The organism is Pseudomonas sp. GW823-FHT02E01, assembly GCF_058797535.1.
In genome coordinates this window covers 388,790-414,879 of the sequence record NZ_JBXAJS010000002.1, presented here as the reverse complement: position 1 = coordinate 414,879, position 26,090 = coordinate 388,790, and the positions used below count along the sequence as shown (strand labels likewise).

Genomic DNA, 26,090 nt, shown 5'->3' with positions numbered 1-26,090 from the left:
GGAGTTACCAGATGTTGCACAAGCTGGAATATTGGGTGGCCGAACTGTCGCCATCGCGAGCAAGCTCGCTCCCACAGGGTTCTCCAGCGTTCACACAAATTGCATTAACACCCGAATTCCTGTGGGAGCGAGCTTGCTCGCGATGGGGCCTTTAACCTCAACAAAAATCTCAGGCCTTGGCGAGTGCCGGTAAATCCCCGATCAACCCCAGCGCTTCACGCACAAACAACGCCTTGGCCTCCGGCATTTTCTCCACCATTTTCAACCCGGTATTACGCAACCAGCGCACCGGCAACGGATCGGCCTGGAACAACCGCTCGAAGCCTTCCATCGCCGCCATCAACGCCAGGTTGTGGGGCATGCGCCGACGCTCGTAACGGCTGAGGACTTTCACATCCGCCAGGCGTTCGCCACGTGTTGCCGCTTGCAGCAACACTTCGGCCAGCACGGCGGCATCGAGGAATCCGAGATTCACCCCCTGCCCGGCCAACGGGTGAATGGTGTGGGCCGCGTCGCCGATCAATGCCAGGCCTTCAGCCACATACCGCTTGGCATGCCGCTGACGCAGGGGCACACACAGGCGCGGATCGGCGCTCAGTACTTCGCCGAGCCGACCTTCAAAGGCCCGCTCCAATGCCTTGCAGAAACCTTGCTCATCCATCGCCATCAGACGTTCGGCTTCGCCGGGTGTGGTCGACCAGACGATCGAACACCAATCCTGTTGGCCGTCCCGCTCAAGGGGTAGAAACGCCAACGGGCCGGTGTCGGTGAAGCGCTGCCACGCCGTCATTTGATGCGGTTTGGCGCAACGCACGCTGGTGACGATGGCATGGTGCATATAATCCCATTCGCGGGTCGCCACTCCGGCCAAACGTCGCACCGCCGAGTTGGCGCCATCTGCCGCGATCACCAGCGGCGCGCGCAGGGTGCGGCCATCGGCCAGGGTCAGCAGCCAGTCATCGCCGGAGCGGCGCATCTGCTCCAGGCGAGCATTGGCCAGCAATCCCAGGTCGCAATCGTGCAAGCGCTCGAGCAAGGCATCCTGGACCACGCGGTTCTCGACGATATGCCCCAGCACCTCGGCATGCACGCTGGGCGCCGAGAAGTGGATTTGCCCGGTGCCGCTGCCATCCCAGACCTGCATGTCGGTGTAGGGGCTGCTGCGCCGCCCGGCGATGCCGTCCCACACGCCCAGGCGCTCGAGAATCCGCTGGCTGGCAGCCGACAAGGCGCTCACCCGTGGCTCAAACGCTGCCTGAGCGTTGAACGGTTTGACGCTCATGGGGCTGCCGTCCAGCAGCAGGACTTCCAGCCCGCTGTCCTGCAACGCCAGCGCCAGGGCGCTGCCGACCATTCCGGCCCCGACAATCAGCAGATCTGCGCGCATTTCCATGCTTTAAGCCTGTCTCTCTTGCGGCTTGAGCCGCACGTAAAGGGTTTTCCCGACCCGCGCCACCAAGTGGCCGGCGCTGTCATGAATGTCGAACCTGCAAGGCAGGTATTTTATCAATCGCGCCTTGCCGAATCGGCGGATCAGCCAGTTACGCATCTGGACGCGTACCCAGCCCCATCGCCTGCCGGGCAAACCAGCGTTTGGCCGGTGGCAGAAGATCGAGGCCGAGCAAGCCGATGTTGCGCCCCAGGGACACCAGCGGCTGGGTACTGCCGAACAGGCGCGTAACCTGATCGGAGAAACCCACGGTGAGGTCCTGATCGAGACGCTGGTGTTCGCGATAGGCCTGCAACGTGGCGAAGTCGCCCAATGGTTTTTCACTGGCGAGCAAGGCATTGGCCAGGGCCTGGGCATCGCGCAGGGACAGGTTGAATCCCTGGCCGGCAATCGGATGCAGGCTGTGCGCCGCGTTGCCGAGGACCGCCAGATGCGGGCGCACCTGTTCTTCGGCCTCAACCAGTGTCAGCGGATACAGATGCCGCGCACCCACCTGCTTCAATGTGCCAAGGCGATAACCGAACACACCCTGCAACTCGCTGAGGAAGCTGCGCTCGTCGAGGGCTGCCAGACGTTGCGCGTCCATGCCCAGGCGGGTCCAGACCAATGCGCAGCGATTATCCGGTAGCGGCAGCAACGCCATCGGGCCTTCGTCGGTGAAGCGCTCGAAAGCCATGCCGTTGTGGGCTTCGCTCGGGGTGATGTTGGCGATCAGCGCGCTCTGGTTGTACGGACGCTTGCGGATGCCGATCCCAAGTTGCTCGCGCAGGCCGGAGCGGCCACCATCGGCGAGCACCGCGAGGTCGCATTCCAGGGTGGTTTCATCATTGAGGGTCAGGCGGTAGCCGTCGGTCAGCGGCTCCATGCGGGTGACTTCTGCCGGGCAGTGCCATCTGATCACGTCCTTGTCCAGGCCTTGCCACAGGCATTGGCCGAGCCAGGCGTTTTCAACGACATAACCCAGCGCTGGAACACCCTCTTCCATCGCCGACAGCCGCGCCGTCGAGAATCGACCACGGTCGGAAACATGAATCTGCTTGATCGGCTCGGCGCGGCGCGAGACTTCCTGCCAGACACCCAACCGTTGATAGATTTGCCGCGAGCCGAAGGACAATGCCGAGGAGCGGGCATCGTAACTCGGTTGCCAGGTGTCGCCAGGAGCGAACGGTTCGATCAACACGATCTTCCAGCCTCGGGCCTTGGCCCCGGCCTGAAGCGCCAGTGCCAGGCTTGCACCGACCAGCCCGCCACCGATGATTGCCAGATTGACTCGACTCATGCTGCCTGTGCCCGCGCGGCGGCCATCAGGGCCTCTATCTCGGCGACGGTTTTCGGCACGCCGCTCGTCAATATTTCACAGCCGGTTTTAGTGACCACTACGTCGTCCTCGATGCGCACGCCGATGCCGCGCCATTTCTTCGCAACATTCTGGTTGTCCGGGGCGATATAGATCCCCGGTTCCACGGTCAGCGCCATGCCGACTTCCAGCACGCGCCACTCGCCGCCGACCTTGTATTCGCCGACGTCATGCACATCCATGCCCAGCCAATGGCCGGCGCGGTGCATGTAAAACGCCTTGTAGGCTTCGCTGGCGATCAGTTCGTCAACGTCACCACGCAGCAGACCCAGCTTGACCAGCCCGGCCGTGATGACCCGGACCGTGGCCTCGTGCGCCTGATTCCAGTGCTTGTTCGGGGCGATTTCGGCAAAGGCGGCTTCCTGGGAGGCCAGCACCAATTCGTAGATCGCTTTCTGTTCCGCTGAATATTTGCCGCTGACCGGAAAGGTCCGGGTGATGTCGCTGGCGTAGCAGTCGATCTCGCAACCGGCATCGATCAGCACCAGATCCCCGTCCTTGAGCAGCGCGTCATTCTGCTGGTAATGCAGGATGCAGCTGTTGCGCCCCGCCGCGACGATCGAGCCGTATGCCGGCATCTTCGCCCCGCCCTTGCGGAATTCGTAATCGAGCTCGGCTTCCAGGCTGAATTCGTGCAATCCGGCGCGACAGGCCTGCATTGCCCGTACGTGCGCCTGGGCGGAAATCCGCGCCGCCTCGCGCATCACTTTCACTTCTGCCGCCGATTTATACAGGCGCATGTCGTGCAGCAGATGATCCAGGGCAACGAATTCGTTCGGCGGCTGGGCACCGAGGTTGGCCTTGGAGCGGATCACGTTGATCCACTCCATCAGGTGGCGATCGAATTCGGGGTTGCTGCCCATGGCCGAATACACCCGGTCACGGCCTTCGATCAGGCCCGGCAGGATGTCGTCGATATCAGTGATCGGAAAGGCATCGTCGGCGCCGAAGTCGCGAATCGCGCCTTCCTGCCCGGCACGCAGGCCATCCCACAGCTCGCGCTCGGCATTGCGTTCGCGGCAGAACAGGATGTATTCGCCATGCACGCGCCCCGGCATCAATACCAGTACGGCCTGGGGCTCGGGAAAGCCGCTGAGGTACTGGAAGTCGCTGTCCTGGCGGTAAACATGCTCGACGTCGCGGTTACGAATGGCCACCGCGGCGGCGGGCAGGATGGCGATGCTGTTGGGTTCCATCTGCGCCATCAGGGCCTTGCGGCGACGGCTGTATTCCGATTTCGGGATATGGATCATGGGCAGATGGCGTTCCCTGGCAAACGATTAGTGCAGCGACGGTTTGGCGGCGGCCGGTACGTCTTTTTTGGTCTCGGAGAACAGCAGCAGCGGTGCGACGCGCAGGTACTCCATGACTTCCATGTAGTCGTTTTCGCCGTCGTCGGACTCTTCCAGGGCATCCTGCACCTGGGAAATGGCCGCCAGATCCTGCAGCACCTCGGTGGCCTCGGTACTCAGGGCGCTGCTGTCACGGCAGTTCAGGCCGAAGCCGCTGAGGAAACCCTGGCACCACTGGCCCAGTGCGACGGCACGGTCGGTGAGGGGGGCGTCATCGGTCGGCAACAGCAGAACGACGGTCACGTCATCGCCCGTTAGCTCGCCCTTGACCATCTCTTGCAAGCCGATCAAGGCGTTGCGAACGTTGTCCTGCGGCTCGCTTTCGAGCAGTTCGGCGGCGTCGATCAACCACTCTTCGGCATTGAAACCGGCGCCGGCACAGCTGCGGCCGAGCAGCAGGCCATGCAGTTCGGCAGGCGAGACGTTATGACCGCTGGAAGTCAGCAGGGTGGCGAAGGCTTGGTACGGGGAATTCTGAATGGTCATGGGCAGCTAGGCGCCAGACGGCGCTATGTCTAGAATGAAGGCCTTGTATCCTACATCGACTACCCCTGTAGGAGCGAGCTTGCTCGCGATGGTCGTCAATGATAACGCTGGGTACCTGACACCCCGCGGCGTTCTCGGGTTCATCGCGAGCAAGCTCGCTCCTTCAGTCCGACACCCATCAGACAGTGAAGACAATGGAAGACACCGACCTGCAAGCGCTGATGGCCAGACTCGAACTGCTGATTACCCGAGTCGAGCAACTTAAGAGTCAAAACGGACTCTTACTAGCTCAGGAAAAGACCTGGCGCGAGGAACGCGCGCACCTCATTGAAAAAAACGAAATCGCCCGGCGTAAGGTCGAATCGATGATTTCGCGCCTCAAGGCCCTGGAGCAAGACTCATGAGTTCAAGCAATAGCGTCACCGTGCAGATCCTCGACAAAGAGTATTCGATCATCTGCCCTCAGGAAGAGCGCAGTAATCTGATCAGCGCCGCCCGTTATCTGGACGGCAAGATGCGCGAGATCCGCAGCAGCGGCAAAGTCATCGGCGCCGACCGTATCGCCGTGATGGCCGCGCTGAACATCACCCACGACCTGTTGCACAAGGAAGAACGGCCGGATATCCAGGCCAGCGGCTCGACCCGCGAACAAGTGCGTGACCTGCTCGATCGCGTCGATCTGGCGCTCGCCACCGATCCGGATGTCACCAAAGGCTGATTCGCGCCGCCGCTTGCGGTATAATCCCCTCACTCCCTGGGGTGCTTGCCAGTTGGCGATGTCCCTGAGCCGATTTGCTATACCCTGGAGGTTGCACGTTGGGCTGGTGTGCATGTCCGCTAGACGGAAAGCCTTAAAGCCTACTGCATCTTCCACCTTGAACTTTCGGGTTCAAGGGCTAAGTCGACAGCGGCACATTCGGGGAGCCTGATTTCAGTCCAATGCCGGTTTTGATACCGGCATTGGCGTTTTTACGGGTACGCTTCACGTATCCGCATTGTTGAAGCCCGAATACATGACCGAACCTGCGCTGCTCCCCCGCCCGCAACTTCGACGCATGCTGCGCAAGGCCCGCCGCGCACTGACACCCAGTCAGCAACGCCAGGCCGCTCGCGGGCTGTACAAGCAATTGGCCCAGCAACCGCTGTTCCGCCGCGCCCGACACATCTCGCTCTATCTGCCGACCGATGGTGAAATCGATCCGCGTCTGTTGCTGCGCGCCGCGCAACGCCGGGGCAAAGCCACCTATCTACCGGTGCTGAGCGCCTGGCCGCGAACCAAAATGGTGTTCCAGCGCATCCGTCCCGGGGAAAAACTCAAACCCAACCGCTTCCGTATTCTCGAACCACGGGCCAACCTCGCCCGGCAGCGCAAGATCTGGGCGCTGGATCTGGTGCTGTTGCCATTGGTGGGTTTTGACGATGTCGGCGGACGCCTGGGAATGGGCGGTGGTTTCTACGACCGGAGCCTGGCCTACCTGGCACGACGAAATGACTGGCGCAAGCCGACGCTGTTGGGGCTGGCCCATGAATGTCAGAAAGTGGCGCGATTGGCTCAGGCGAGCTGGGATGTGCCGCTGCAAGGAACGGTGACGGACAAGGCCTGGTATTACGCAGGCTAGGCGCCACTTCGATCAGTGGCGCCGAGGCAACAGGATCAGCGCTTGAAGGCTGTCGACTGTTGCTGCAATTGGGCGAGTTCGACCGGCGCATCGGTCTTGTTGGCCCATAGGCTTTGGGCATAGCCAGTGGTCACGACGCCAAGGCCAAACAAAATGACCAAAATCCATAGTAAATCCGGTTTGCGTTTCATCGATTGCCCCCCAAAGGCACATCAACACGATGACAGCAGCGGTTTCCGTTTGTAGGCCGTGCAGCAGCGTCAAGCTTTAAAGGCCGGCATTTTGCGACAACGTGAACCGCTGCGCAAATGCTGACGTCAACCGACTGTCGGTTTGTCATAAAATCGCCGACAAGCTGCTCAATCACCACGCAAGGAGCAAAAGACATGGCCTATTGGCTGATGAAATCCGAGCCCGACGAACTCTCGATCAAAGGGCTGGAAAAGCTCGGCAAAGCGCGCTGGGACGGGGTTCGCAACTATCAGGCGCGTAATTTTTTGCGTGCCATGGCGGTGGGGGATGAGTTCTTTTTCTATCATTCCAGCTGCCCCGAGCCTGGCATCGCCGGAATCGGCAAGATTGTCGAAGCCGCGTATCCGGACCCGACGGCGCTGGAGCCAGAGAGCCATTATTTTGACCCTAAGGCCACCCCGGATAAAAACGCCTGGAGTGCGATCGACGTAGCACATGTGGAAACGTTTGCCCGGGTGCTGAAACTGGATTATCTGAAACAGCAGACGGCGCTGGCCGAGTTGCCACTGGTGCAGAAAGGCTCGCGGTTATCGGTGATGCCGGTGACGGCGGAGCAATGGGCAGCGGTGATTGCCTTAAAGCCTTGAGTCATTTGTCGCCTGGACTGGCCTCATCGCGAGCAAGCTCGCTCCCACAAGGTTCTGCGGTGGACATGTGATTGTGCTTCAACACCAATCCACTGTGGGAGCGAGCTTGCTCGCGATGACGCCAGCTCAAGCAATTGAAGTCTTACTGAATGATCAAGTTGTTGAACAACAAATCCTCAACCACCGGCTTACCGGTTTCGTCGTTCATCACCTGTTGGGTCTGTTTCAGGGCTTCCTGACGCAGCTTTTCCTTGGCCTCGACGTTGTTCATCGTCTCGGTGGTCTGCTGGGCGAACAGTGCGACCAATTGATTGCGGATCAAGGGTTCATTGGCCTTCACCGCCTTGGCAGCCTCGTCACCGGTCACCCGCAACGCCACATCGGCCTTGTAGACCTTGAGTTTCGGCGTGCCGTCCAGTCCGTAGTTACCCACGAACGGCGGGCTCAGGGTGATGTAACTGACCTTCGGAGCTGCATCTTCTTTGGCTTCTTCGGCCACCGCTGCCACAGGCAGAGACAGGGCCAGCATCAACATGATCCACGCTTTCAAAATTCGCTCCTTATCCGGTTTGCGGCCTAGCATAACGACCCGCCGCGCAAGCACAAGCTTATGGCTGACTATCAGGGCCGGGCATGCTCGTTGACCCATCGACCCACACACCTACACTTATCGGCCATCACTCCCAAAGGAATAGCCCTGATGAAAGCCGTGCTGTGCAAAGCCTTCGGCCCTGCCGAATCGCTGGTGCTGGAAGACGTCGCCAGTCCTGTCGCGAAGAAGAATGAAATCCTGCTGGACGTGCACGCCGCCGGGGTGAACTTCCCCGACACGTTGATCATCGAGGGCAAATACCAGTTCAAGCCGCCCTTCCCGTTTTCGCCGGGTGGTGAAGCGGCCGGCGTGGTCAGCGCAGTGGGTGAAAAAGTCAGCCACTTGAAAGTCGGTGACCGGGTCATGGCCCTGACCGGCTGGGGCAGCTTTGCCGAGCAGGTCGCCGTGCCGAGCTACAACGCACTGCCGATCCCGCCATCGATGGACTTCAACACCGCCGCCGCCTTCAGCATGACCTACGGCACCTCGATGCATGCCCTCAAGCAACGCGGCAACCTGCAACCGGGTGAAACCCTGCTGGTACTGGGTGCTTCCGGTGGTGTCGGCCTGGCGGCGGTGGAAATCGGCAAAGCCATGGGCGCCCGGGTGATCGCGGCGGCCAGCAGCGCAGAGAAACTCGCCGTGGCCAAGGCCGCCGGCGCCGACGAACTGATCAACTACAGCGAAACCAGCCTGAAGGACGAAATCAAGCGTCTGACCGACGGCCAGGGTGCCGACGTGATCTACGACCCGGTCGGCGGCGACCTGTTCGACCAGGCCATCCGCGCCATCGCCTGGAACGGCCGCTTGCTGGTGGTCGGCTTCGCCAGCGGTCGCATTCCCGAATTGCCGGTCAACCTGGCCTTGCTTAAAGGTGCGGCAGTGCTCGGCGTGTTCTGGGGCTCGTTCGCCCAACGCCAGCCGCAGGACAACGCGGCGAACTTCCAGCAGTTGTTTGGCTGGTTTGCCGAAGGCAAGCTCAAGCCTCTGGTGTCCCAGGTGTATCCGCTGAGCAATGCGGCGCAGGCGATCAATGACCTTGGCCAGCGTAAAGCGGTGGGGAAAGTGGTGGTGCAGGTTCGCTGAATCCCTCTGCTAAAAAGCGCGGCCATGTAGCCGCGCTTTTATTGCCGTCAAAGCAACACCCGAATCTCCTCCGGCAAAAACCGCACATACCGACTCGCCGGATGTGCGCTACACCGCTGCACAATCGAACGGACGCTGGCATTGAGCTTGGCAATCAGAGCCAGACGTTTCTCTTCCGGCAATTGAGTCGGTGAAAGCGAGTGGGTCAGGTAACTGCGAGTCCAGCTGAAAACCGAAAGCAGGTAACGCTTCCTACAACGCCCTTCACTTACATCTGAGCGACATGTTCATAAAGGAACGCGCGACTTCCAACATTTCCGCTGTTTTGCTGATGAGAACCGGTGCTATTTTCGGTAACGAAACTGTAATATTCGTATCCGCAGTCAAAACAAGAAATCTGGAGCTCTTGAATGTTTGCTTTCTTTCGTCCTGCCGCACATCAGGCTCCATTGCCTGAAGAAAAAATAGACAGCACCTACCGACGCCTTCGCTGGCAGATTTTCGCCGGCATTTTCATTGGCTATGCCGGTTACTACCTGCTGCGCAAGAACTTCTCCCTGGCCATGCCGTATCTGATCGATGAGGGCTACTCCCGTGGCCAGCTGGGTCTGGCGATGTCCGCCATCGCGATTGCCTACGGTCTGTCGAAGTTTCTCATGGGCCTGGTGTCCGACCGTTCCAACCCGCGCTTCTTCCTGCCATTCGGTCTTCTGGTATCGGCTGGGGTGATGTTCATTTTCGGTTTCGCGCCCTGGGCGACGTCCAGCGTGACCATGATGTTCATTTTGCTGTTCATCAACGGCTGGGCGCAGGGCATGGGTTGGCCGCCGAGTGGCCGGACCATGGTGCACTGGTGGTCGCAGAAGGAACGTGGCGGCGTGGTGTCCGTCTGGAACGTGGCGCACAACGTCGGCGGTGGCCTGATCGGCCCGTTGTTCCTGATCGGCATGGGGCTGTTCAATGACTGGCACGCCGCGTTCTACGTGCCGGCAGCCGTGGCGCTGGCAGTAGCGGTGTTTGCCTTTGTGACCATGCGCGACACCCCGCAATCGGTTGGCCTGCCGCCGATCGAGCAATACAAGAACGACTACCCGGAAGGCTACGACGCCAGCCACGAAGAGGAATTCAGCGCCAAGGAAATCTTCGTCAAATACGTGCTGCGCAACAAAATGCTCTGGTACATCGCCTTGGCCAACGTCTTTGTCTATCTGCTGCGTTACGGCGTGCTGGACTGGGCACCGACTTACCTCAAGGAAGCCAAGGGTTTCACTGTGGATAAAACCTCGTGGGCGTACTTCTTCTACGAGTGGGCAGGTATCCCGGGCACGCTGCTGTGCGGCTGGATGTCGGACAAGATCTTCCGTGGCAACCGTGGCCTGACCGGCATGGTGTTCATGGCGTTGGTGACGGTCGCGACGCTGGTTTACTGGCTCAACCCGGCCGGTAATCCGATGGTCGACATGATCGCGCTGCTGTCCATTGGCTTCCTGATCTACGGCCCGGTGATGCTGATCGGCCTGCAGGCGCTGGAACTGGCACCGAAGAAAGCTGCCGGTACGGCGGCGGGCTTTACCGGTCTGTTCGGTTACTTGGGTGGGTCGGTCGCGGCCAGTGCAGCGATGGGCTACACCGTGGACCATTTCGGTTGGGACGGCGGTTTCGTGCTGCTGGTCGGTGCCTGCCTGTTGGCGATGGCCTTCCTGGCCCCGACACTACGGCACAAACAAATCGCCAGTCAGGGCCGCGAAGCACTCGCTTGATCGGCCTTTGATTTACAGCGCTTGAGCCGCGCCTCCAGATTCCGGTCTGGCATGGCGTGGCTACGAAGGGCGTGCGCGGTCTGCTCGACATAATCGCGAGTGGTGCCGTAGCGCCCGCAGGCGTTTTCGAACACATGGCTCAGCACATGGTCCGGCAAGTTACCGGCATAGCTGGGCAGGTGTCGCTCCAGCACAAAGCCCAATGCCTGAACCTGGCTGCCATCGTCGAGGCGGCAGTTGAGCCAGTGCGGGCGGTAGGAAGGGAAAGGCATCTCGCGCTGCCAAAGTGCGTAGAGCGAGGCTTCGAGTTGCTCTTCGGGCAAGCGATAGGCGAAACCGCTGCAAGAACCGCCGCGATCCAGGCCAAACACCAGGCCGGGCATTTCCGGTGTGCCGCGATGTTCGTGGGACCACAGGTACAACCCGCGATGGTAGCCATGCACCCGGCCGCGAACCCGCTCAACCGCCGTGCATTCAGGGCGCCAGATCAGCGAGCCATACGCAAACAGCCACACCGGCCCGCCCTTGTGGCGCGCCATGGTCGATTGCATCGAGCTGAGCAGTTGTTCGTGAGTGAGCTGCGGCCCCAGATCGAGCCGCGGAGGGTAAGCCAGATTCAAAAAAGCAGATTCAATGGCGCTCATGGCGAATAGCGTTCAGCTCCCCGCGGGTGAAGAATTACTTAATAGAACGCACGGCTGTAACAATAAGGCACATAAGTTTTAAGGCAATTTAAATGCCATGGCACAGTTCTTAATGAATTGCCTGGACAACATATAACCTACCGATATTTATAAAAATTTATAAATGCCGATTGGCTATATGTGGAGTTATATACCTGTAGGAGCGAGCTTGCTCGCGATGGAGTCAAGAACGCTGCGGGCAGCCTGACTTCCCGCGTAATCGTTAACGACCATCGCGAGCAAGCTCGCTCCTACAGGGAGTGCAGCATCAGGATCTTGGTGCGTAGGCAAATACGTCGGCACGCATCTGGTGGGCATCCATTCCCGCTTCCACCAGCGCATCCAGCGTGCCGTAGACCATGGCCGGAGAGCCACTGGCGTACACGTGTAGCGGCTTGAGGTCAGGGAAGTCTTCACAGACCGCTTCATGCAACATGCCGCACCGCCCTTCCCAACCGCATTGATCGCTGACGACCTTGTGCAGGAACAGGTTGGGCAACTTCAGCCATTCGTCCCAATGCTCGATTTGATAAAAATCTTCAGGACGACGCACGCCCCAATACAGATGCACCGGGTGCTTGAAACCCGAGGCCCGGCAATGCTCGATCAGACTGTGGATCTGGCCCATGCCGGTACCCGCGGCGATCAGCACGAGAGAACCTTCCGGCAACTCCTCCAGGTGGGTATCGCCGAACGGCAATTCGACCCGCACCATACTGTTGCGCTGGAGCTGTTCGATCAGGCTCAGCGCACTGGATTCGCGCGCCAGTACGTGGATTTCCAGGTCGCGTCCCGCATGCGGTGCCGAGGCGAGGGAGAATGCGGACTTTTCGCCGTTCTCCCGTTCGATCATCAGGTACTGGCCAGCGTGGTAGCGCGGCGGTTTGCCGGCCGGAGCCCGCAGACGCACGCGCCAGGTGTCGCCGCCCACCTCCTTGCACTCAATGACCTGACACGACACGCTGCGCACCGGCAGTTCTCCCAGCGCGAGCACGCCATCCCACAGCACGATGCAGTCTTCCAGCGGCTCCGCTATGCAAGTGTAGAACTCGCCATGGTCACGCACATTGCCAGCCTGCTCGACCCGGCCTTCTACCAGCAGCGCCGCGCACACGTGGCAATTGCCGTTGCGGCAGCTTTGCGGGCATTCGTAGCCCAGACGTCGGGCGCCATCGAGAATCCGCTCGCCGGGCAATATCTCAAGCACTGCTCCGGAGGGCTGCAAGGTTACACGCATCAATCTATTCCTAACTGATTCCAGATGGCATCGATCCGCTGGGTCACGGCATCATCCTTGACGATGACCCGGCCCCATTCGCGAGTAGTTTCGCCCGGCCATTTATGCGTGGCATCGAGGCCCATTTTCGACCCCAGGCCGGAAACCGGCGAGGCGAAGTCGAGGTAGTCGATCGGCGTGTTGTCGATCATCACGGTGTCGCGCTTGGGGTCCATGCGCGTGGTGATGGCCCAGATCACGTCGTTCCAGTCCCGGGCGTTGATATCGTCGTCGGTGACGATAACGAACTTGGTGTACATGAACTGTCGCAAAAACGACCAGACACCCAGCATTACCCGCTTGGCGTGGCCCGGATACGACTTTTTCATGGTCACGATGGCCATGCGGTACGAGCAACCTTCGGGCGGCAGGTAGAAATCGGTGATCTCCGGGAACTGCTTCTGCAGGATCGGCACGAACACTTCGTTCAATGCCACGCCGAGGATCGCCGGCTCATCCGGCGGACGGCCGGTGTAGGTACTGTGGTAGATCGGCTTGATCCGATGGGTAATGCGCTCGACGGTGAACACCGGGAAGCTGTCGACTTCGTTGTAGTAACCGGTGTGGTCGCCGTATGGGCCTTCATCGGCCATCTCGCCCGGATGGATCACGCCTTCGAGGATGATTTCCGCGGTGGCCGGCACTTGCAGGTCGTTGCCGCGACACTTCACCAACTCAGTGCGGTTACCGCGCAAGAGGCCTGCGAAGGCGTATTCGGAAAGGCTGTCGGGCACCGGGGTCACGGCACCGAGGATGGTCGCCGGGTCAGCGCCCAGGGCCACGGAAACCGGGAACGGCTGGCCCGGATGCTTTTCGCACCACTCGCGGTAATCCAGCGCGCCGCCACGGTGGCTCAGCCAGCGCATGATGACCTTGTTGCGGCCGATCACTTGCTGACGGTAGATACCGAGGTTCTGGCGATCCTTGTTCGGGCCTTTGGTGACGGTCAGGCCCCAGGTGATCAGCGGACCGACGTCGCCCGGCCAGCAGGTCTGCACCGGCAGCATGGCCAGGTCGACGTCGTCGCCTTCGATGACCACTTCCTGGCACACCGCGTCCTTGACGACTTTCGGCGCCATCGAAATGATCTTGCGGAAGATCGGCAGCTTGGACCAGGCATCCTTCAGGCCTTTGGGCGGCTCGGGTTCCTTTAGGAACGCCAGCAGCTTGCCGATCTCGCGCAGCTCGCTGACCGACTCGGCACCCATGCCCATGGCGACCCGCTCGGGGGTACCGAACAGGTTGCCGAGCACCGGGATGTCATAGCCTGTCGGCTTTTCGAACAACAGCGCCGGGCCTTTGGCACGCAGCGTGCGATCACACACCTCGGTCATCTCCAGCACTGGAGAGACGGGGATCTGGATGCGTTTCAACTCTCCGCGCTGCTCAAGCTGCTGCACGAAATCCCGAAGATCCTTGAATTTCATTGATGATGGCACCCGAAAAATAGGCGTACATCCTACCTGCTCTGCCGGCCGCTGGCAGCTTATCGCTGCTTATCTGGATGCATTCACCTGCGGTTTCCCCGGGTTTGCCCTGGCTTGCAGGCTGACAAACAGCGGTTCGAGGATCGGCGCCACGAACCGCGCACCGACTTCCGAGAGGTGATTGTCATCGGTGTACAACGAGTAGCCGCCGCGTTCGGCGCGGCACAGGCCGCTCGCATCACACAGTCTTGGCGCCGGGTCCACCACCTGTACCGCCGGGTCCTGCGCCAATTGTGCGAACAATTGACTGATGAATGCCTGGCGCTTGTGATGCTCTGCGAGCGCCAGCCCGACATCGTCGACCGGACGGGCCAGCATTGCCAGACGGGTGAGGCGATACGGTGGGCTGAAGGCCTGCAACGGCGCCTCTTTTACCAGCCAGACCCGATGCCCACCGGCACGCAATTGCGCGACTCGGGTACGCAAGCCATCGGCCAGACGTTGTTCGGCAATTGCGCGGTCGTAATGCCCGTCAGCGCTTTTCAGAACGTGGCCCAGATCACCTTTGGCATCGCCGTAGAGGTATAGGCTCCAGTGCGCAACCAGCACCACATCGCTGACAGCTTGCGGCTTCAGGGCCTGTTCAACGCGTCGATTGAACCGCGCACAACGCGCATCGTGCTCCAGGCCTTCGACAGGCAAACAGCCAGCAGAACTGGCGAGCATCACATTGACGCCATGGGCCTTGGCACCCTCGTCGAAAACCGGAATCAACGCCGTGGCATGGCTATCGCCCCAGACAAGCGCTGGGGGCAGGCGGTTTTGCGCGCCATAACGGCAGAACAACTTGTCATCCGGCGTCTTGTCATCGGCCAGGCAGGCCATCAGCTCTGGCCGCCATTCGCGACCCTTGGCGTATTGCAGGGCCTGGTCAGACAGACGCCATGGCAAGCCGTCGGTCCATCGCAAGGCTTGTCCGGCCAGGCCGAGCACCAGGACGCCGCAGGCGCCAGCGAGCAGAATCTGCCGGCGCCCGGCGAGCAGGCGACGCTCACGAAACGGGGTCTCGACGAATTTCCAGGACAGATAACCCAGCAACAGCGTCAGTAAAATCAACCCGGCACTGTCGAAAACACTCGTTTCACCGACGCTGGCATAGCTGGAGAATACGAACACCGGCCAGTGCCACAGGTACCAGGAATATGAAATCAGACCGAGGCCGACCATTATCCGACTGCTCAAAAACTGACCAACCCAGGTTTCACGATGACCGTTGGCCAGAATCAGCAGCACCACACCTGACACCGGCAGCAACGCCGCGACACCCGGGAATGGCGTGGCCTTGTCATAACCGAACACCGCCAACAGGATCAGCAACATACCGAGCAGGCTCAGCCACTGCGCCGCCATCGGCTTGAGACGCCATGCAGACTTGGGCGCTACCGCCAGCATCGCACCGGCCAATAGCTCCCACGCACGCATAGGCAACAGGAAGAAAGCTTTTTCCGGATGATGGGCGACAGCCCACACGCTCAAACCAAAGGACAGCAGCAATACGCAGAACAGCGCCAGTCGCCAATGCTTGAGACGGCTCGACAGCAGTGTCAGCATCAACGGGAAGACGATGTAAAACTGCTCCTCCACCGCCAGCGACCAGGTGTGCAGCAGAGGCTTGAGATCGGAGGCGACATCGAAATAGCCGTCCTGGCGCATGAACAGGATGTTGGAGACGAACATCACCTGGTAACGCACCGATCGCCCCAGCTCTTCGTAATCCTTCGGTGCCAGCAAAAACCAGCCGACCGCCAGCACCGCAATGATCATCGCGAACAACGCCGGCAAAATCCGCCGCGCACGCCGGGCCCAGAAATCGACGAAGCTGAATTGCCCGGCCTGGCGCTGATTCCAGATGATCGACGTGATCAGGTAACCGGAAATCACGAAAAACACGTCCACGCCGACAAAGCCGCCGGTAAACCCAGGAACGCCAAAGTGAAACAGCACGACGGCGATCACCGCCACTGCGCGCAAGCCGTCGATATCCCTTCGATAAGCCAGTGAGCTCATAAGCATTAAACCAGTCAGATCGTTATTTTCAGCGCGCTTGAGCATCGCCCCCGGAGATGACTGCAAACGCGGCTGGTTGAAGTGCTAACCAACTGACCTTGGCCAATCAAAAACCTCCCATGGCCCAGGTAAAAAAAAGGCGCCCCACTGGGGCGCCATTCTCTTGAACTCAACGGGCGATGTTACTTGCGCTTCATCGACAGGAAGAATTCGTCGTTGGTCTTGGTCGTTTTCAGCTTGTCGACCAGGAACTCGATGGCAGCAATTTCATCCATCGGGTGCAGCAGTTTGCGCAGAATCCACATGCGCTGCAGCTCGTCGTCGGCGGTCAGCAACTCTTCGCGGCGGGTGCCGGAACGGTTGATGTTGATGGCCGGGAACACGCGTTTTTCAGCGATGCGGCGATCCAGAGGCAGCTCCATGTTGCCGGTGCCTTTGAATTCCTCGTAGATCACTTCGTCCATCTTCGAGCCGGTTTCAACCAGCGCGGTGGCGATGATGGTCAGCGAGCCGCCTTCTTCGATGTTCCGCGCGGCGCCGAAGAAACGCTTCGGTTTCTCCAGGGCGTGGGCATCGACACCACCGGTCAGTACCTTGCCGGAGCTCGGGATCACGGTGTTGTAGGCGCGAGCCAGACGAGTGATGGAGTCAAGCAGGATCACCACGTCTTTCTTGTGCTCGACCAGGCGCTTGGCCTTCTCGATCACCATTTCGGCAACCTGCACGTGACGGGTTGGCGGCTCGTCGAACGTCGAGGCAACCACTTCACCGCGCACGGTGCGCTGCATTTCGGTTACTTCTTCCGGACGTTCGTCGATCAGCAGCACGATCAGGTGAACTTCAGGGTTGTTACGCGCGATGTTCGCGGCAATGTTCTGCAGCATGATCGTCTTGCCGGCTTTCGGCGGTGCAACGATCAGACCGCGCTGGCCTTTACCGATCGGGGCGCACAGGTCGATGACACGACCGGTCAAGTCTTCGGTGGAACCGTTACCGGCTTCCATCTTCATGCGCACGGTCGGGAACAGCGGGGTCAGGTTCTCGAAGAGAATCTTGTTCTTCGCGTTTTCCGGACGGTCGAAGTTGATCGTGTCGACCTTGAGCAGCGCGAAATAACGCTCGCCTTCCTTTGGAGGGCGGATCTTGCCAACGATGGTGTCACCGGTGCGCAAGTTGAAACGGCGGATCTGGCTCGGCGAGACGTAGATATCGTCTGGACCTGCGAGATAGGAAGCATCAGCGGAGCGCAGGAAGCCGAAGCCGTCCTGGAGAATCTCCAGCACGCCATCACCGGAGATTTCCTCACCGCTTTTCGCGTGCTTCTTGAGCAGGGAGAAAATCACGTCCTGCTTGCGCGAACGGGCCATATTTTCTATGCCCATCTGTTCGGCCAATTCGAGCAGTTCGGTAATCGGCTTTTGCTTGAGTTCAGTCAGATTCATATAGGAATGACGTAATCATTTATGGAGGGGGGAAATTAAGCTTTTGGCTTAATGAGGCCGCGCCGCGGAGAAGGCGACAGGATCGCGTACTTATTCGAAAAGGAGTGCGTCGGCGACGGCTAGCAGGGGGCAATGGAGAAACCAGTGCGGGGCCGAATGTACCACCTGAGTTTAGGAGCGTCTAGCCCTGAATACGCAAAAAGCCCCGCTATTTGCGGGGCTTTTTCAGGACACTTTGCAACGACGCTTAGATGTTGGCGTCGAGGAAGGCAGCCAGTTGCGACTTCGACAGTGCGCCGACCTTGGTCGCTTCAACATTGCCGTTCTTGAACAGCATCAGGGTCGGGATACCGCGCACGCCGTGCTTGGCCGGGGTTTCCTGGTTTTCGTCGATGTTCAGCTTGGCAACGGTCAGCTTGCCTTTGTAAGTCTCGGCAATCTCGTCCAGAACAGGAGCGATCATTTTGCAAGGGCCGCACCATTCAGCCCAGTAATCGACCAGTACAGCGCCTTCGGCCTTGAGTACGTCGGCCTCGAAGCTAGCGTCGCTAACGTGTTTGATAAGATCGCTGCTCATGGAATTCTCCAGGTTGTAAGCAAAAAAACGTGGCCCATCATAGCGGTCCTTCCCCCGTTCAGGAAGGTGCAGATGATTGAGTCTCGCTATGGTGATCCATGAGTTTGGGTATAGCTCAGGTCATGAAGTGGCGGGAGCGATGAACGCGATTCCGGTGCGCAACGCGGCGTTACGTACGTGCTCTTGCATGGCCTTTTGCGCGGCGCCAGACGCTCGGCGAGCCAGCGCACGAAGGATTTTGCGGTGTTCCTGCCAGGTTTCCATGGCCCGCTCGACCCGGATGAACGGTAGCTTCTGGCTTTCCAGGAAGATGTCGGCGCTGGCGGTCAGGATGCTCAGCATCGCCTGATTGCCGCTGGCCAGCAGGATGCGGCGGTGGAATTCGAAATCCAGGCGGGCCGCGGCTTCGAAGTCGCCGGACTTCAGCTCATTGCGCATGGCGGCGACATTGTCTTCCAGCGCATCGAGTTCGTCGGTGCTCAAGGTTACGGCCGCCAACCCCGCAGCAAAACCTTCCAGCGCATAGCGCAACTGAAAGATGTCCAACGGCGAAGCCTGCGCCGCGAACGGCCAGCCCGGCGCCGCATCGCCCCGCGGCAGCTCCACGGGCGATTGCACGAATACGCCTTTGCCCGGCTGGATACTGATGACCCCCAGCGCACTCAGCGATGACAACGCCTCGCGCAACGACGCCCGACTGACTCCCAATTGCACCGCCAGGTCCCGTTGCGAGGGCAAGGCATCCCCCGGCCCGAAGCCCTGTTCGGTAATCAGTTTGCGGATGGCTTGCAGCGCCACTTCAGGTACGGCGCGGGAGATCGAGTTCATGGTTTTCCAGACGAACCAGCCAATGTGCGCTCAGTTGTAAAGCTATTCGCGACGTCCGGCAAGTCGTGCCCCATGGGGGTTCGGAGATTTTCACGGCTGCGCCATCGGGGTGCGAAAAGCAACCTGACTGTTCAGACCAGTAAGACCGTGCGACGCCAGTAAAACCGTGCCCTGGCGCCCTCAAAACCCCATGTTGGCATGGCCCATGCTCTGTCGATCCGCAGAAATCACTTCTTGCCGATCCGGAGATTTGCCATGACCCAGCGTTACAGCGCCCTCCTCGCAGCCTTGTTCGCCAGCCTGATGCTGAGCCAGGCACCCGCCCACGCCGATGGTCTGGAGGATGTGGTCAAGCGCGGCGTCCTCAAGGTGGCCGTGCCCCAGGACTTCCCGCCATTCGGCTCGGTCGGCCCGGACATGAAACCTCGTGGCCTCGATATCGACACCGCGAAACTGCTGGCCGACCAGCTCAAGGTCAAACTCGAACTGACGCCGGTCAACAGCACCAACCGCATCCCGTTCCTCACCACCGGCAAGGTCGACCTGGTGATCTCCAGCCTCGGCAAGAACCCGGAGCGCGAAAAAGTCATCGACTTCTCCCGCGCCTACGCGCCGTTCTACCTCGCCGTGTTCGGTCCGCCAGACGCCGACATCAAGGGCCTGGACGATCTCAAGGGCAAGACCATCAGCGTCACCCGTGGTGCCATCGAAGATATCGAGCTGACCAAGGTCGCCCCCGAAGGCGTGACCATCAAGCGTTTCGAAGACAACAACTCGACCATTGCCGCGTACCTGGCCGGGCAAGTCGACCTGATCGCCAGCGGCAACGTGGTGATGGTCGCCATCAGCGAGAAGAGCCCGAAACGCGTGCCGGCGCTGAAAGTGAAGCTCAAGGACTCACCGGTCTACGTCGGCGTGAACAAGAACGAGTCGGCGCTGCTGGACAAGGTCAACCAGATTCTGGTGACCGCCAAGAGCGACGGAGCGCTGGAAAAGAACGCCCTGACCTGGCTGAAAGAACCGCTGCCGGCCGATCTCTGATTCGGCGCGCTGGAGACGTTTTATGGCTTATCAGTTCAATTTCCTGCCGGTGGTGGACAACACCGATCTGTTGCTGCGCGGTGCGTTGTTCACCCTTGAGCTGACCGCCATCGGCGCTGTGCTCGGCGTGGGGCTGGGCATCGTCGGGGCGCTGGTGCGGGCGTGGAACATCCGGCCTTTCGCGGGGATTTTCGCGGTCTACGTCGAGTTGATCCGCAACACGCCATTTCTGGTGCAGTTGTTTTTCATCTTCTTCGGCTTGCCGTCCCTGGGCGTGCAGATTTCCGAATGGCAGGCGGCGGTGCTGGCGATGGTCATCAACCTCGGCGCCTATTCCACCGAGATCATCCGCGCCGGCATCCAGTCGATCCACCGGGGTCAGCTGGAAGCCGCAGCGGCACTGGCGATGACACGCTTCGAAGCGTTCCGCCATGTGGTGCTGCTGCCGGCACTGGGCAAAGTCTGGCCGGCCCTGAGCAGCCAGATCATCATCGTGATGCTCGGCTCGGCGGTGTGTTCGCAAATCGCGACGGAGGAGCTGAGCTTCGCCGCCAACTTCATTCAGTCGCGCAACTTCCGCGCCTTTGAAACCTACGCCCTGACCACACTGCTGTACCTGTGCATGGCGCTGCTGATCCGTCAGTTGCTGAACTGGCTTGGCCACCGCTTCATCGCAAGGAGCAGCCGATGAGCGACTTCACTTTCTGGGACATCGTGCGCAACCTGCTCACGGGCCTGCAGTGGACGCTGGCGCTGTCGCTGGTGGCGTTCATTGGCGGCGGACTGATTGGCTTACTGATCATGGTCATGCGCATCTCGAAAAAATCCCTGCCGCGCAGTTTCGCCCGCACTTACATCGAACTGTTCCAGGGCACACCGCTATTGATGCAACTGTTCCTGGTGTTTTTCGGCGTGGCGTTGGCCGGGATCGAGATTTCGCCGTGGATGGCCGCGGCGATTGCACTGACGTTGTTCACCAGTGCTTATCTGGCGGAGATCTGGCGCGGTTGCGTCGATTCGATTCCCAACGGTCAGTGGGAAGCCTCATCGAGCCTGGCGCTGAACCCGCTGGAACAATTGCGCCATGTGATCCTGCCCCAGGCCCTGCGCATCGCCGTGGCGCCGACAGTGGGGTTTTCGGTGCAAGTGGTCAAAGGCACCGCCGTCACCTCGATCATCGGCTTCACCGAGCTGACCAAGACCGGCGGCATGCTCGCCAACGCCACCTTCGAACCGTTCATGGTCTACGGCCTCGTCGCCCTCGGCTACTTCCTGCTCTGCTACCCCTTGTCGCTCAGTGCGCGATACCTGGAAAGGAGACTGCATGCCTCTGCTTAGAATTTCCGCCCTGCATAAATACTATGGCGATCATCATGTGCTCAAAGGCATCGACCTGAGCATCGAGGAAGGCCAGGTGGTGGCGATCATCGGCCGTAGTGGCTCGGGCAAGTCCACCTTGCTGCGCACCCTCAACGGCCTGGAGTCAATCAACGACGGTGTGATCGAAGTCGACGGCGAGTACCTCGACGCCGCCCGCGCCGACCTGCGCAGCCTGCGGCAGAAAGTCGGCATGGTGTTCCAACAGTTCAATCTGTTCCCGCACCTGACCGTGGGCGAAAACGTCATGCTCGCGCCGCAAGTGGTGCAAAAAGTGCCGAAAGCCAAGGCCGCCGAACTGGCGCGGCAGATGCTGGAAAGGGTCGGACTGGGGGAAAAGTTCGATGCCTTTCCTGATCGGCTGTCGGGCGGGCAGCAACAGCGGGTAGCGATTGCCCGGGCACTGGCGATGTCGCCGAAGGTTTTGCTATGTGACGAAATCACCTCGGCACTGGACCCGGAACTGGTCAACGAAGTGCTGAGCGTGGTCCGGCAACTGGCCAGGGAAGGCATGACGCTGATCATGGTCACCCACGAAATGCGCTTCGCCCGGGAGGTTGGGGATAAGTTGGTGTTCATGCACCAGGGCAAGGTGCATGAGGTTGGGGATCCGAAGATTCTGTTCGCGAATCCGCAGACGGCGGAGCTGGCGAATTTCATCGGGACGGTTGAGGCTGTGGGCTGACAGAGCTTCAGCACCAGCGAGACCGTCATCGCGAGCAAGCTCGCTCCCACAGAGGGCCTGCGTCGGTCGCGGGATTAGAGACACCCTGGAACCCTGTGGGAGCGAGCTTGCTCGCGATTGACCGCGAAGCGGTCACCGGTTTTCATGCACTGGATCAAGGCTTTGAACACTGCGCGTTGGCGCCAGCCTTTGATCGTGGCACGATGTCGAGGTTATCGACCGAGACCCCAGACCATGCCGCAATCCCAAGCCAAGAATCTGTCCCTGATCGCCGCAATCGACCTGGGCTCCAACAGTTTTCACATGGTCGTGGCCAAGGCCCAGAACGCTGAAATCCGCATTCTCGAGCGCCTCGGGGAGAAGGTTCAGCTGGCCGCCGGCATCGACGAAGAGCGCCATCTCAACGAAGAATCGATGCAACGCGGGCTCGATTGCCTCAAGCGCTTCGCCCAACTGATCAGCGGTATGCCCACCGGCGCCGTGCGAATCGTGGGCACCAACGCCTTGCGTGAAGCCCGCAACCGCGCCGAATTCATCCGTCGCGCCGAAGAAATTCTCGGCCACCCGGTGGAAGTCATTTCCGGTCGTGAAGAAGCGCGCCTGATCTATCTCGGCGTGTCCCACACCCTCGCCGACACCCCGGGCAAGCGCCTGGTGGCCGACATCGGTGGCGGCAGTACCGAGTTCATCATTGGCCAGCGCTTCGAACCGCTGCTGCGCGAAAGCCTGCAGATGGGTTGCGTCAGCTACACCCAGCGCTATTTCAAGGACGGCAAGATCACCCCGGCCCGTTACGCCCAGGCGTACACGGCAGCACGGCTGGAGATCATGAGCATCGAGCATGCCCTGCATCGCCTGACCTGGGATGAAGCCATCGGCTCCTCGGGCACCATCCGCGCCATCGGCCTGGCGCTGAAGGCTGGCGGCTACGGCACCGGGGAGGTCAACGCCGAGGGCCTGGCCTGGCTCAAGCGCAAACTGATCAAGCTGGGCGACGTCGAAAAAATCGATTTCGAAGGTATCAAGCCGGATCGCCGGGCGATCTTTCCGGCGGGCCTGGCGATCCTCGAAGCGATCTTCGACTCCCTGGAACTGCAACGCATGGATCACTGCGAAGGTGCCCTACGCGAAGGCGTGCTCTATGACCTGCTGGGCCGCCATCATCACGAAGACGTGCGCGAACGCACCCTCACTTCGCTGATGGAACGCTACCACGTCGACCAGGAACAGGCGGTACGGGTCGAGCGCAAGGCGCTGCATGCGTTCGATCAGGTGGCCGAGGACTGGGATCTGGAAGACGGCGTCTGGCGCGAACTGCTCGGCTGGGCGGCCAAGGTCCATGAGGTGGGCCTGGACATCGCTCACTACCAGTACCACAAGCACGGCGCCTACCTGATCGAGCACTCGGACCTCGCCGGGTTCTCCCGCGAAGACCAGTTGATGCTCGCGCTGTTGGTACGCGGCCACCGACGCAACATTCCCAAGGACAAGTTCGCCGATTTCGGCGATGACGGCATCAAGCTGATTCGCCTGTGCGTACTGCTGCGCTTTGCGATCCTGTTCCACCACATCCGTGGCACCCAGCAAATGCCCCAGGTGGAACTGAATGCCAATGGCAATAGCCTGGAAGTGGTGTTCCCGGAGAACTGGCTGGACGAAAACCAGCTGACCCAGGCCGACTTCGAAATCGAAGCGCAATGGCTGACCCGGGTCGACATCGTGTTGAGCGCTCGCTGAAATTGAAAAAAGGCCTTCTTCGGAAGGCCTTTTTTGTCTGCGATTCTGCAAACGCCACTATCCCCTGTGGGAGCGAGCTTGCTCGCGATGGCGGATGGTCAATCAACACATCGTTGCCTGACACACCGTCATCGCGAGCAAGCTCGCTCCCACAGGTTGCAGTCGTTACCGAACAGCCAGGATCGGACTGCCCAAACGCTCCAGCAATGTCGCCTGGGCGCTGCGCGGGTTCTGGTTGCCGGTCGGAGTGTTACGGATGTAACGGCCGTCCGACTGCAGGCTCCAACTGTGGGTGTTATCGGTCAGATACAACTCCAGCTCTTTCTTGACCCGCATGATCAGCTTCTTGCCCTCCACCGGGAAGCAAGTCTCGACGCGCTTGTCGAGGTTGCGCTCCATCCAGTCGGCACTGGACAGGAACATCTGCTCGTCGCCACCGTTGAGGAAATAGAAGACCCGGGTGTGTTCCAGGAAGCGGCCGATGATCGAACGCACGTGGATGTTGTGGGAAACCCCGGCGATGCCCGGTCGCAGGCAGCACATGCCACGCACCACCAGATCAATGCGCACGCCCGACTGGCTGGCCTTGTACAGTGCGCGGATGATCTTCGGATCGGTCAGCGAGTTGAACTTGGCAATGATGTGCGCCGGCTTGCCATCGAGGGCGAACTGGGTTTCGCGGGCAATCATGTCGAGCATGCCCTTTTTCAGGGTGAACGGCGCATGCAGCAGTTTTTTCATGCGCAGCGTCTTACCCATGCCGATCAACTGACTGAACAGTTTGCCGACGTCTTCGCACAAGGCGTCGTCGGAGGTCAGCAGGCTGTAGTCGGTATACAGGCGGGCGTTGCCGGCGTGGTAGTTACCCGTACCGAGGTGCGCATAACGCACGATTTCACCCGCTTCGCGCCGCAAAATCAGCATCATCTTGGCGTGGGTCTTGAAGCCGACCACACCATAGATCACCACCGCACCGGCCGCTTGCAGACGGCTGGCCAGTTGCAGGTTGGACTCTTCGTCGAACCGTGCGCGCAGTTCGATCACCGCGGTGACCTCTTTGCCGTTACGCGCCGCATCCACCAGCGCATCGACGATTTCCGAGTTCGCGCCGGAGCGGTACAGGGTCTGGCGCACAGCCAGCACATGCGGGTCCTTGGCGGCCTGGCGCAGCAGGTCGACCACCGGAGTGAACGACTCAAACGGGTGCAGCAACAGGATGTCCTGCTTGCTGATCACGCTGAAAATGTTCTCGCTGTTCTGCAGCAGTTTTGGAATCTGCGGGGTGAACGGCAGGTATTGCAGCTCGCGCTGGCTGTCCAGGCCGGTAATGCTGAACAGCCGCGTCAGGTTCACCGGACCGTTGACCTGATACAACTCCGTCTCGCTCAGGTTGAATTGCTTGAGCAGGTAGTCGGACAGGTGTTTCGGGCAGGTGTCGGCCACTTCCAGACGCACCGCATCGCCATAGCGACGGGAGAACAGTTCGCCGCGCAAGGCACGGGCCAGGTCTTCGACGTCTTCGGAGTCCAGCGCCAGGTCGGCGTTACGGGTCAGGCGGAACTGGTAGCAGCCCTTGACCTTCATCCCCTGGAACAGGTCATCGGCGTGGGCGTGGATCATCGACGACAGGAAGACATAGTTGTCGCCGGCGCCGCCGACTTCTTCCGGCACCTTGATGATGCGCGGCAACAGGCGTGGCGCCGGGATGATCGCCAGACCGGAATCGCGGCCAAAGGCGTCGATGCCTTCGAGCTCGACGATGAAGTTCAGGCTCTTGTTCACCAGCAACGGGAACGGGTGCGTCGGGTCGAGGCCGATCGGGGTGATGATCGGCGCGATCTCGTCACGGAAATAGCGACGGACCCAGGTCTTGAGCTTGGCCGTCCAGTTACGGCGACGGATGAAGCGGACCTGATGCTTTTCCAGTTCCGGCAACAGGATGTCGTTGAGGATCGCGTACTGGCGATCGACGTGACCATGGACCAGTTCGCTGATGCGGGCCAGGGCCTGATGCGGTTGCAGACCATCGGCGCCGGCCTGTTCACGGGCGAAGGTGATCTGCTTCTTCAGGCCGGCGACACGAATTTCGAAGAACTCGTCCAGGTTGCTGGAGAAGATCAACAGAAACTTCAGCCGCTCCAGCAATGGATAGGACTCGTCCAGCGCCTGCTCCAGCACACGGATGTTGAACTGCAGTTGCGAGAGCTCGCGGTGGATGTACAGGCTGCTGTCATCCAGGCCGGGAATGGCCAGCACTGGCGCCGGCGCTGTCACGGCGGTTTCGACGACCGCCGCGGGCGGAGCTGGCTCCAGCTCCGGCGGGGTCTCGTCGACTTGCTCCACCACAGGTTGAGCGTCTTTTACGGCAACTTCAGTGAGCACTTCGGTATTCATCGAATGTTCCTGGGA

Annotated in this window: 25 protein-coding genes, 1 other RNA gene and 1 pseudogene; 12 read left to right on the top strand and 15 right to left on the bottom strand. The window is 60.4% G+C overall.

What is annotated here, in order from left to right:
• Positions 1 to 169: 169 nt before the first annotated feature.
• From AC1RDQ_RS05715 to AC1RDQ_RS05695, 5 genes and pseudogenes are all read right to left on the bottom strand, one after another.
• Positions 170 to 1,387, bottom strand: a complete 1,218-nt coding sequence (locus AC1RDQ_RS05715; protein WP_489846475.1) for a 2-octaprenyl-3-methyl-6-methoxy-1,4-benzoquinol hydroxylase — start codon at positions 1,385 to 1,387, stop codon at positions 170 to 172.
• A gap of 9 nt (positions 1,388 to 1,396) precedes the next feature.
• Positions 1,397 to 1,504, bottom strand: a pseudogene (locus AC1RDQ_RS05710) (tetrameric acyl-CoA thioesterase); the annotation flags it as partial.
• A gap of 37 nt (positions 1,505 to 1,541) precedes the next feature.
• On the bottom strand, positions 1,542 to 2,729 hold the full coding sequence (gene ubiH, locus AC1RDQ_RS05705) for a 2-octaprenyl-6-methoxyphenyl hydroxylase (protein WP_150813740.1): 1,188 nt from the start codon (positions 2,727 to 2,729) through the stop codon (positions 1,542 to 1,544).
• Positions 2,726 to 4,060, bottom strand: a complete 1,335-nt coding sequence (gene pepP, locus AC1RDQ_RS05700) for a Xaa-Pro aminopeptidase (RefSeq protein ID WP_349735729.1) — start codon at positions 4,058 to 4,060, stop codon at positions 2,726 to 2,728. The genes ubiH and pepP overlap by 4 nt, the downstream gene beginning before the upstream one ends.
• A 27-nt stretch (positions 4,061 to 4,087) precedes the next feature.
• The gene (locus AC1RDQ_RS05695; RefSeq protein WP_057712822.1) at positions 4,088 to 4,645 is read right to left on the bottom strand and encodes a YecA/YgfB family protein; all 558 of its coding nucleotides are present in this window, start codon (positions 4,643 to 4,645) and stop codon (positions 4,088 to 4,090) included.
• A 194-nt stretch (positions 4,646 to 4,839) separates the two neighbouring features.
• On the opposite strand from AC1RDQ_RS05695, the gene AC1RDQ_RS05690 reads away from it, so the two are divergent.
• From AC1RDQ_RS05690 to AC1RDQ_RS05675, 4 genes are all read left to right on the top strand, one after another.
• Positions 4,840 to 5,049 carry a TIGR02449 family protein gene (locus tag AC1RDQ_RS05690; protein ID WP_007982902.1) on the top strand — a complete coding sequence of 70 codons (210 nt, stop codon included), beginning with the start codon at positions 4,840 to 4,842 and terminating at the stop codon, positions 5,047 to 5,049.
• Positions 5,046 to 5,363 (top strand): cell division protein ZapA, encoded by a 318-nt coding sequence (locus AC1RDQ_RS05685; protein ID WP_057712821.1) that lies wholly within the window; start codon positions 5,046 to 5,048, stop codon positions 5,361 to 5,363. The genes AC1RDQ_RS05690 and AC1RDQ_RS05685 overlap by 4 nt, the downstream gene beginning before the upstream one ends.
• Before the next feature lie 30 nt (positions 5,364 to 5,393).
• Positions 5,394 to 5,572: non-coding RNA, 6S RNA (gene ssrS, locus AC1RDQ_RS05680), on the top strand.
• Positions 5,573 to 5,658: 86 nt separating this feature from the next.
• Complete coding sequence (locus AC1RDQ_RS05675) at positions 5,659 to 6,264, top strand: 5-formyltetrahydrofolate cyclo-ligase (protein WP_008048703.1); 606 nt, start codon at positions 5,659 to 5,661, stop codon at positions 6,262 to 6,264.
• A 35-nt stretch (positions 6,265 to 6,299) separates the two neighbouring features.
• On the opposite strand, the gene AC1RDQ_RS05670 is transcribed toward AC1RDQ_RS05675, so the two are convergent.
• Complete coding sequence (locus tag AC1RDQ_RS05670) at positions 6,300 to 6,455, bottom strand: hypothetical protein (RefSeq protein ID WP_007982896.1); 156 nt, start codon at positions 6,453 to 6,455, stop codon at positions 6,300 to 6,302.
• Positions 6,456 to 6,650: 195 nt separating this feature from the next.
• Between AC1RDQ_RS05670 and AC1RDQ_RS05665 the strand changes: the two genes are divergently transcribed.
• Positions 6,651 to 7,103, top strand: a complete 453-nt coding sequence (locus tag AC1RDQ_RS05665; RefSeq protein WP_057712820.1) for an EVE domain-containing protein — start codon at positions 6,651 to 6,653, stop codon at positions 7,101 to 7,103.
• A 142-nt stretch (positions 7,104 to 7,245) separates the two neighbouring features.
• Here AC1RDQ_RS05665 and AC1RDQ_RS05660 read toward each other — a convergent pair whose 3' ends face one another.
• Positions 7,246 to 7,653 carry a flagellar basal body-associated protein FliL gene (locus AC1RDQ_RS05660; protein ID WP_032829534.1) on the bottom strand — a complete coding sequence of 136 codons (408 nt, stop codon included), beginning with the start codon at positions 7,651 to 7,653 and terminating at the stop codon, positions 7,246 to 7,248.
• Positions 7,654 to 7,803: 150 nt separating this feature from the next.
• On the opposite strand from AC1RDQ_RS05660, the gene AC1RDQ_RS05655 reads away from it, so the two are divergent.
• Both AC1RDQ_RS05655 and glpT read left to right on the top strand, forming a co-directional pair.
• A complete protein-coding gene (locus AC1RDQ_RS05655) occupies positions 7,804 to 8,781 on the top strand; it encodes an NADPH:quinone oxidoreductase family protein (protein WP_218494655.1) in 978 nt (325 codons plus the stop codon).
• A gap of 410 nt (positions 8,782 to 9,191) precedes the next feature.
• Positions 9,192 to 10,541, top strand: a complete 1,350-nt coding sequence (gene glpT / locus AC1RDQ_RS05650; protein WP_008048696.1) for a glycerol-3-phosphate transporter — start codon at positions 9,192 to 9,194, stop codon at positions 10,539 to 10,541.
• Here the strand turns inward: glpT and AC1RDQ_RS05645 are convergent.
• The 7 genes from AC1RDQ_RS05645 to AC1RDQ_RS05615 all read right to left on the bottom strand — a co-directional run bounded on the left by AC1RDQ_RS05645 (position 10,517) and on the right by AC1RDQ_RS05615 (position 18,841).
• Positions 10,517 to 11,185, bottom strand: coding sequence for a gamma-glutamylcyclotransferase (locus AC1RDQ_RS05645; protein WP_090452075.1), 669 nt, complete (start codon positions 11,183 to 11,185; stop codon positions 10,517 to 10,519). The genes glpT and AC1RDQ_RS05645 overlap by 25 nt on opposite strands.
• A gap of 307 nt (positions 11,186 to 11,492) precedes the next feature.
• Complete coding sequence (locus AC1RDQ_RS05640) at positions 11,493 to 12,461, bottom strand: CDP-6-deoxy-delta-3,4-glucoseen reductase (RefSeq protein ID WP_090452076.1); 969 nt, start codon at positions 12,459 to 12,461, stop codon at positions 11,493 to 11,495.
• Positions 12,461 to 13,927: a 4-hydroxy-3-polyprenylbenzoate decarboxylase gene (ubiD, locus tag AC1RDQ_RS05635; RefSeq protein WP_008048693.1), complete on the bottom strand. Its 1,467-nt coding sequence runs from the start codon at positions 13,925 to 13,927 to the stop codon at positions 12,461 to 12,463. The genes AC1RDQ_RS05640 and ubiD overlap by 1 nt, the downstream gene beginning before the upstream one ends.
• A 69-nt stretch (positions 13,928 to 13,996) precedes the next feature.
• On the bottom strand, positions 13,997 to 15,994 hold the full coding sequence (locus AC1RDQ_RS05630) for an acyltransferase family protein (protein WP_492586689.1): 1,998 nt from the start codon (positions 15,992 to 15,994) through the stop codon (positions 13,997 to 13,999).
• Positions 15,995 to 16,176: 182 nt separating this feature from the next.
• A complete protein-coding gene (gene rho / locus AC1RDQ_RS05625; protein ID WP_057712815.1) occupies positions 16,177 to 17,436 on the bottom strand; it encodes a transcription termination factor Rho in 1,260 nt (419 codons plus the stop codon).
• A gap of 247 nt (positions 17,437 to 17,683) precedes the next feature.
• On the bottom strand, positions 17,684 to 18,013 hold the full coding sequence (gene trxA / locus AC1RDQ_RS05620) for a thioredoxin TrxA (RefSeq protein ID WP_003206727.1): 330 nt from the start codon (positions 18,011 to 18,013) through the stop codon (positions 17,684 to 17,686).
• Positions 18,014 to 18,133: 120 nt separating this feature from the next.
• Positions 18,134 to 18,841, bottom strand: coding sequence for a FadR/GntR family transcriptional regulator (locus AC1RDQ_RS05615; RefSeq protein ID WP_154909838.1), 708 nt, complete (start codon positions 18,839 to 18,841; stop codon positions 18,134 to 18,136).
• 255 nt (positions 18,842 to 19,096) lie between these two features.
• On the opposite strand from AC1RDQ_RS05615, the gene AC1RDQ_RS05610 reads away from it, so the two are divergent.
• The 5 genes from AC1RDQ_RS05610 (at position 19,097) to ppx (ending at position 23,681) form a co-directional block, all read left to right on the top strand.
• On the top strand, positions 19,097 to 19,882 hold the full coding sequence (locus tag AC1RDQ_RS05610) for a transporter substrate-binding domain-containing protein (protein WP_057712813.1): 786 nt from the start codon (positions 19,097 to 19,099) through the stop codon (positions 19,880 to 19,882).
• Positions 19,883 to 19,904: 22 nt separating this feature from the next.
• Positions 19,905 to 20,573, top strand: a complete 669-nt coding sequence (locus tag AC1RDQ_RS05605) for an amino acid ABC transporter permease (RefSeq protein ID WP_492586687.1) — start codon at positions 19,905 to 19,907, stop codon at positions 20,571 to 20,573.
• Entirely contained in the window at positions 20,570 to 21,220 is a 651-nt protein-coding gene (locus AC1RDQ_RS05600) for an amino acid ABC transporter permease (RefSeq protein WP_057712811.1), read from the top strand. The genes AC1RDQ_RS05605 and AC1RDQ_RS05600 overlap by 4 nt, the downstream gene beginning before the upstream one ends.
• Positions 21,207 to 21,944, top strand: coding sequence for an amino acid ABC transporter ATP-binding protein (locus AC1RDQ_RS05595; protein ID WP_090452085.1), 738 nt, complete (start codon positions 21,207 to 21,209; stop codon positions 21,942 to 21,944). The genes AC1RDQ_RS05600 and AC1RDQ_RS05595 overlap by 14 nt, the downstream gene beginning before the upstream one ends.
• 234 nt (positions 21,945 to 22,178) lie before the next feature.
• Complete coding sequence (gene ppx / locus AC1RDQ_RS05590; protein ID WP_223500622.1) at positions 22,179 to 23,681, top strand: exopolyphosphatase; 1,503 nt, start codon at positions 22,179 to 22,181, stop codon at positions 23,679 to 23,681.
• 165 nt (positions 23,682 to 23,846) lie between these two features.
• Here the strand turns inward: ppx and ppk1 are convergent, their stop codons facing one another.
• Positions 23,847 to 26,075, bottom strand: coding sequence for a polyphosphate kinase 1 (gene ppk1, locus AC1RDQ_RS05585; RefSeq protein WP_057712808.1), 2,229 nt, complete (start codon positions 26,073 to 26,075; stop codon positions 23,847 to 23,849).
• Between the last annotated feature and the right edge of the window lie 15 nt (positions 26,076 to 26,090).

Bases quoted from the DNA above. Each gene is read 5' to 3' on its own strand.
- AC1RDQ_RS05715 (WP_489846475.1), bottom strand. From the start codon at position 1,387: ATGCGCGCAGATCTGCTGATTGTCGGGGCCGGAATGGTCGGCAGCGCC.
- ubiH (WP_150813740.1), bottom strand. From the start codon at position 2,729: ATGAGTCGAGTCAATCTGGCAATCATCGGTGGCGGGCTGGTCGGTGCA.
- pepP (WP_349735729.1), bottom strand. From the start codon at position 4,060: ATGATCCATATCCCGAAATCGGAATACAGCCGTCGCCGCAAGGCCCTG.
- AC1RDQ_RS05695 (WP_057712822.1), bottom strand. From the start codon at position 4,645: ATGACCATTCAGAATTCCCCGTACCAAGCCTTCGCCACCCTGCTGACT.
- AC1RDQ_RS05690 (WP_007982902.1), top strand. From the start codon at position 4,840: ATGGAAGACACCGACCTGCAAGCGCTGATGGCCAGACTCGAACTGCTG.
- AC1RDQ_RS05685 (WP_057712821.1), top strand. From the start codon at position 5,046: ATGAGTTCAAGCAATAGCGTCACCGTGCAGATCCTCGACAAAGAGTAT.
- AC1RDQ_RS05675 (WP_008048703.1), top strand. From the start codon at position 5,659: ATGACCGAACCTGCGCTGCTCCCCCGCCCGCAACTTCGACGCATGCTG.
- AC1RDQ_RS05670 (WP_007982896.1), bottom strand. From the start codon at position 6,455: ATGAAACGCAAACCGGATTTACTATGGATTTTGGTCATTTTGTTTGGC.
- AC1RDQ_RS05665 (WP_057712820.1), top strand. From the start codon at position 6,651: ATGGCCTATTGGCTGATGAAATCCGAGCCCGACGAACTCTCGATCAAA.
- AC1RDQ_RS05655 (WP_218494655.1), top strand. From the start codon at position 7,804: ATGAAAGCCGTGCTGTGCAAAGCCTTCGGCCCTGCCGAATCGCTGGTG.
- glpT (WP_008048696.1), top strand. From the start codon at position 9,192: ATGTTTGCTTTCTTTCGTCCTGCCGCACATCAGGCTCCATTGCCTGAA.
- AC1RDQ_RS05645 (WP_090452075.1), bottom strand. From the start codon at position 11,185: ATGAGCGCCATTGAATCTGCTTTTTTGAATCTGGCTTACCCTCCGCGG.
- AC1RDQ_RS05640 (WP_090452076.1), bottom strand. From the start codon at position 12,461: ATGCGTGTAACCTTGCAGCCCTCCGGAGCAGTGCTTGAGATATTGCCC.
- ubiD (WP_008048693.1), bottom strand. From the start codon at position 13,927: ATGAAATTCAAGGATCTTCGGGATTTCGTGCAGCAGCTTGAGCAGCGC.
- AC1RDQ_RS05630 (WP_492586689.1), bottom strand. From the start codon at position 15,994: ATGAGCTCACTGGCTTATCGAAGGGATATCGACGGCTTGCGCGCAGTG.
- rho (WP_057712815.1), bottom strand. From the start codon at position 17,436: ATGAATCTGACTGAACTCAAGCAAAAGCCGATTACCGAACTGCTCGAA.
- trxA (WP_003206727.1), bottom strand. From the start codon at position 18,013: ATGAGCAGCGATCTTATCAAACACGTTAGCGACGCTAGCTTCGAGGCC.
- AC1RDQ_RS05615 (WP_154909838.1), bottom strand. From the start codon at position 18,841: ATGAACTCGATCTCCCGCGCCGTACCTGAAGTGGCGCTGCAAGCCATC.
- AC1RDQ_RS05610 (WP_057712813.1), top strand. From the start codon at position 19,097: ATGACCCAGCGTTACAGCGCCCTCCTCGCAGCCTTGTTCGCCAGCCTG.
- AC1RDQ_RS05605 (WP_492586687.1), top strand. From the start codon at position 19,905: ATGGCTTATCAGTTCAATTTCCTGCCGGTGGTGGACAACACCGATCTG.
- AC1RDQ_RS05600 (WP_057712811.1), top strand. From the start codon at position 20,570: ATGAGCGACTTCACTTTCTGGGACATCGTGCGCAACCTGCTCACGGGC.
- AC1RDQ_RS05595 (WP_090452085.1), top strand. From the start codon at position 21,207: ATGCCTCTGCTTAGAATTTCCGCCCTGCATAAATACTATGGCGATCAT.
- ppx (WP_223500622.1), top strand. From the start codon at position 22,179: ATGCCGCAATCCCAAGCCAAGAATCTGTCCCTGATCGCCGCAATCGAC.
- ppk1 (WP_057712808.1), bottom strand. From the start codon at position 26,075: ATGAATACCGAAGTGCTCACTGAAGTTGCCGTAAAAGACGCTCAACCT.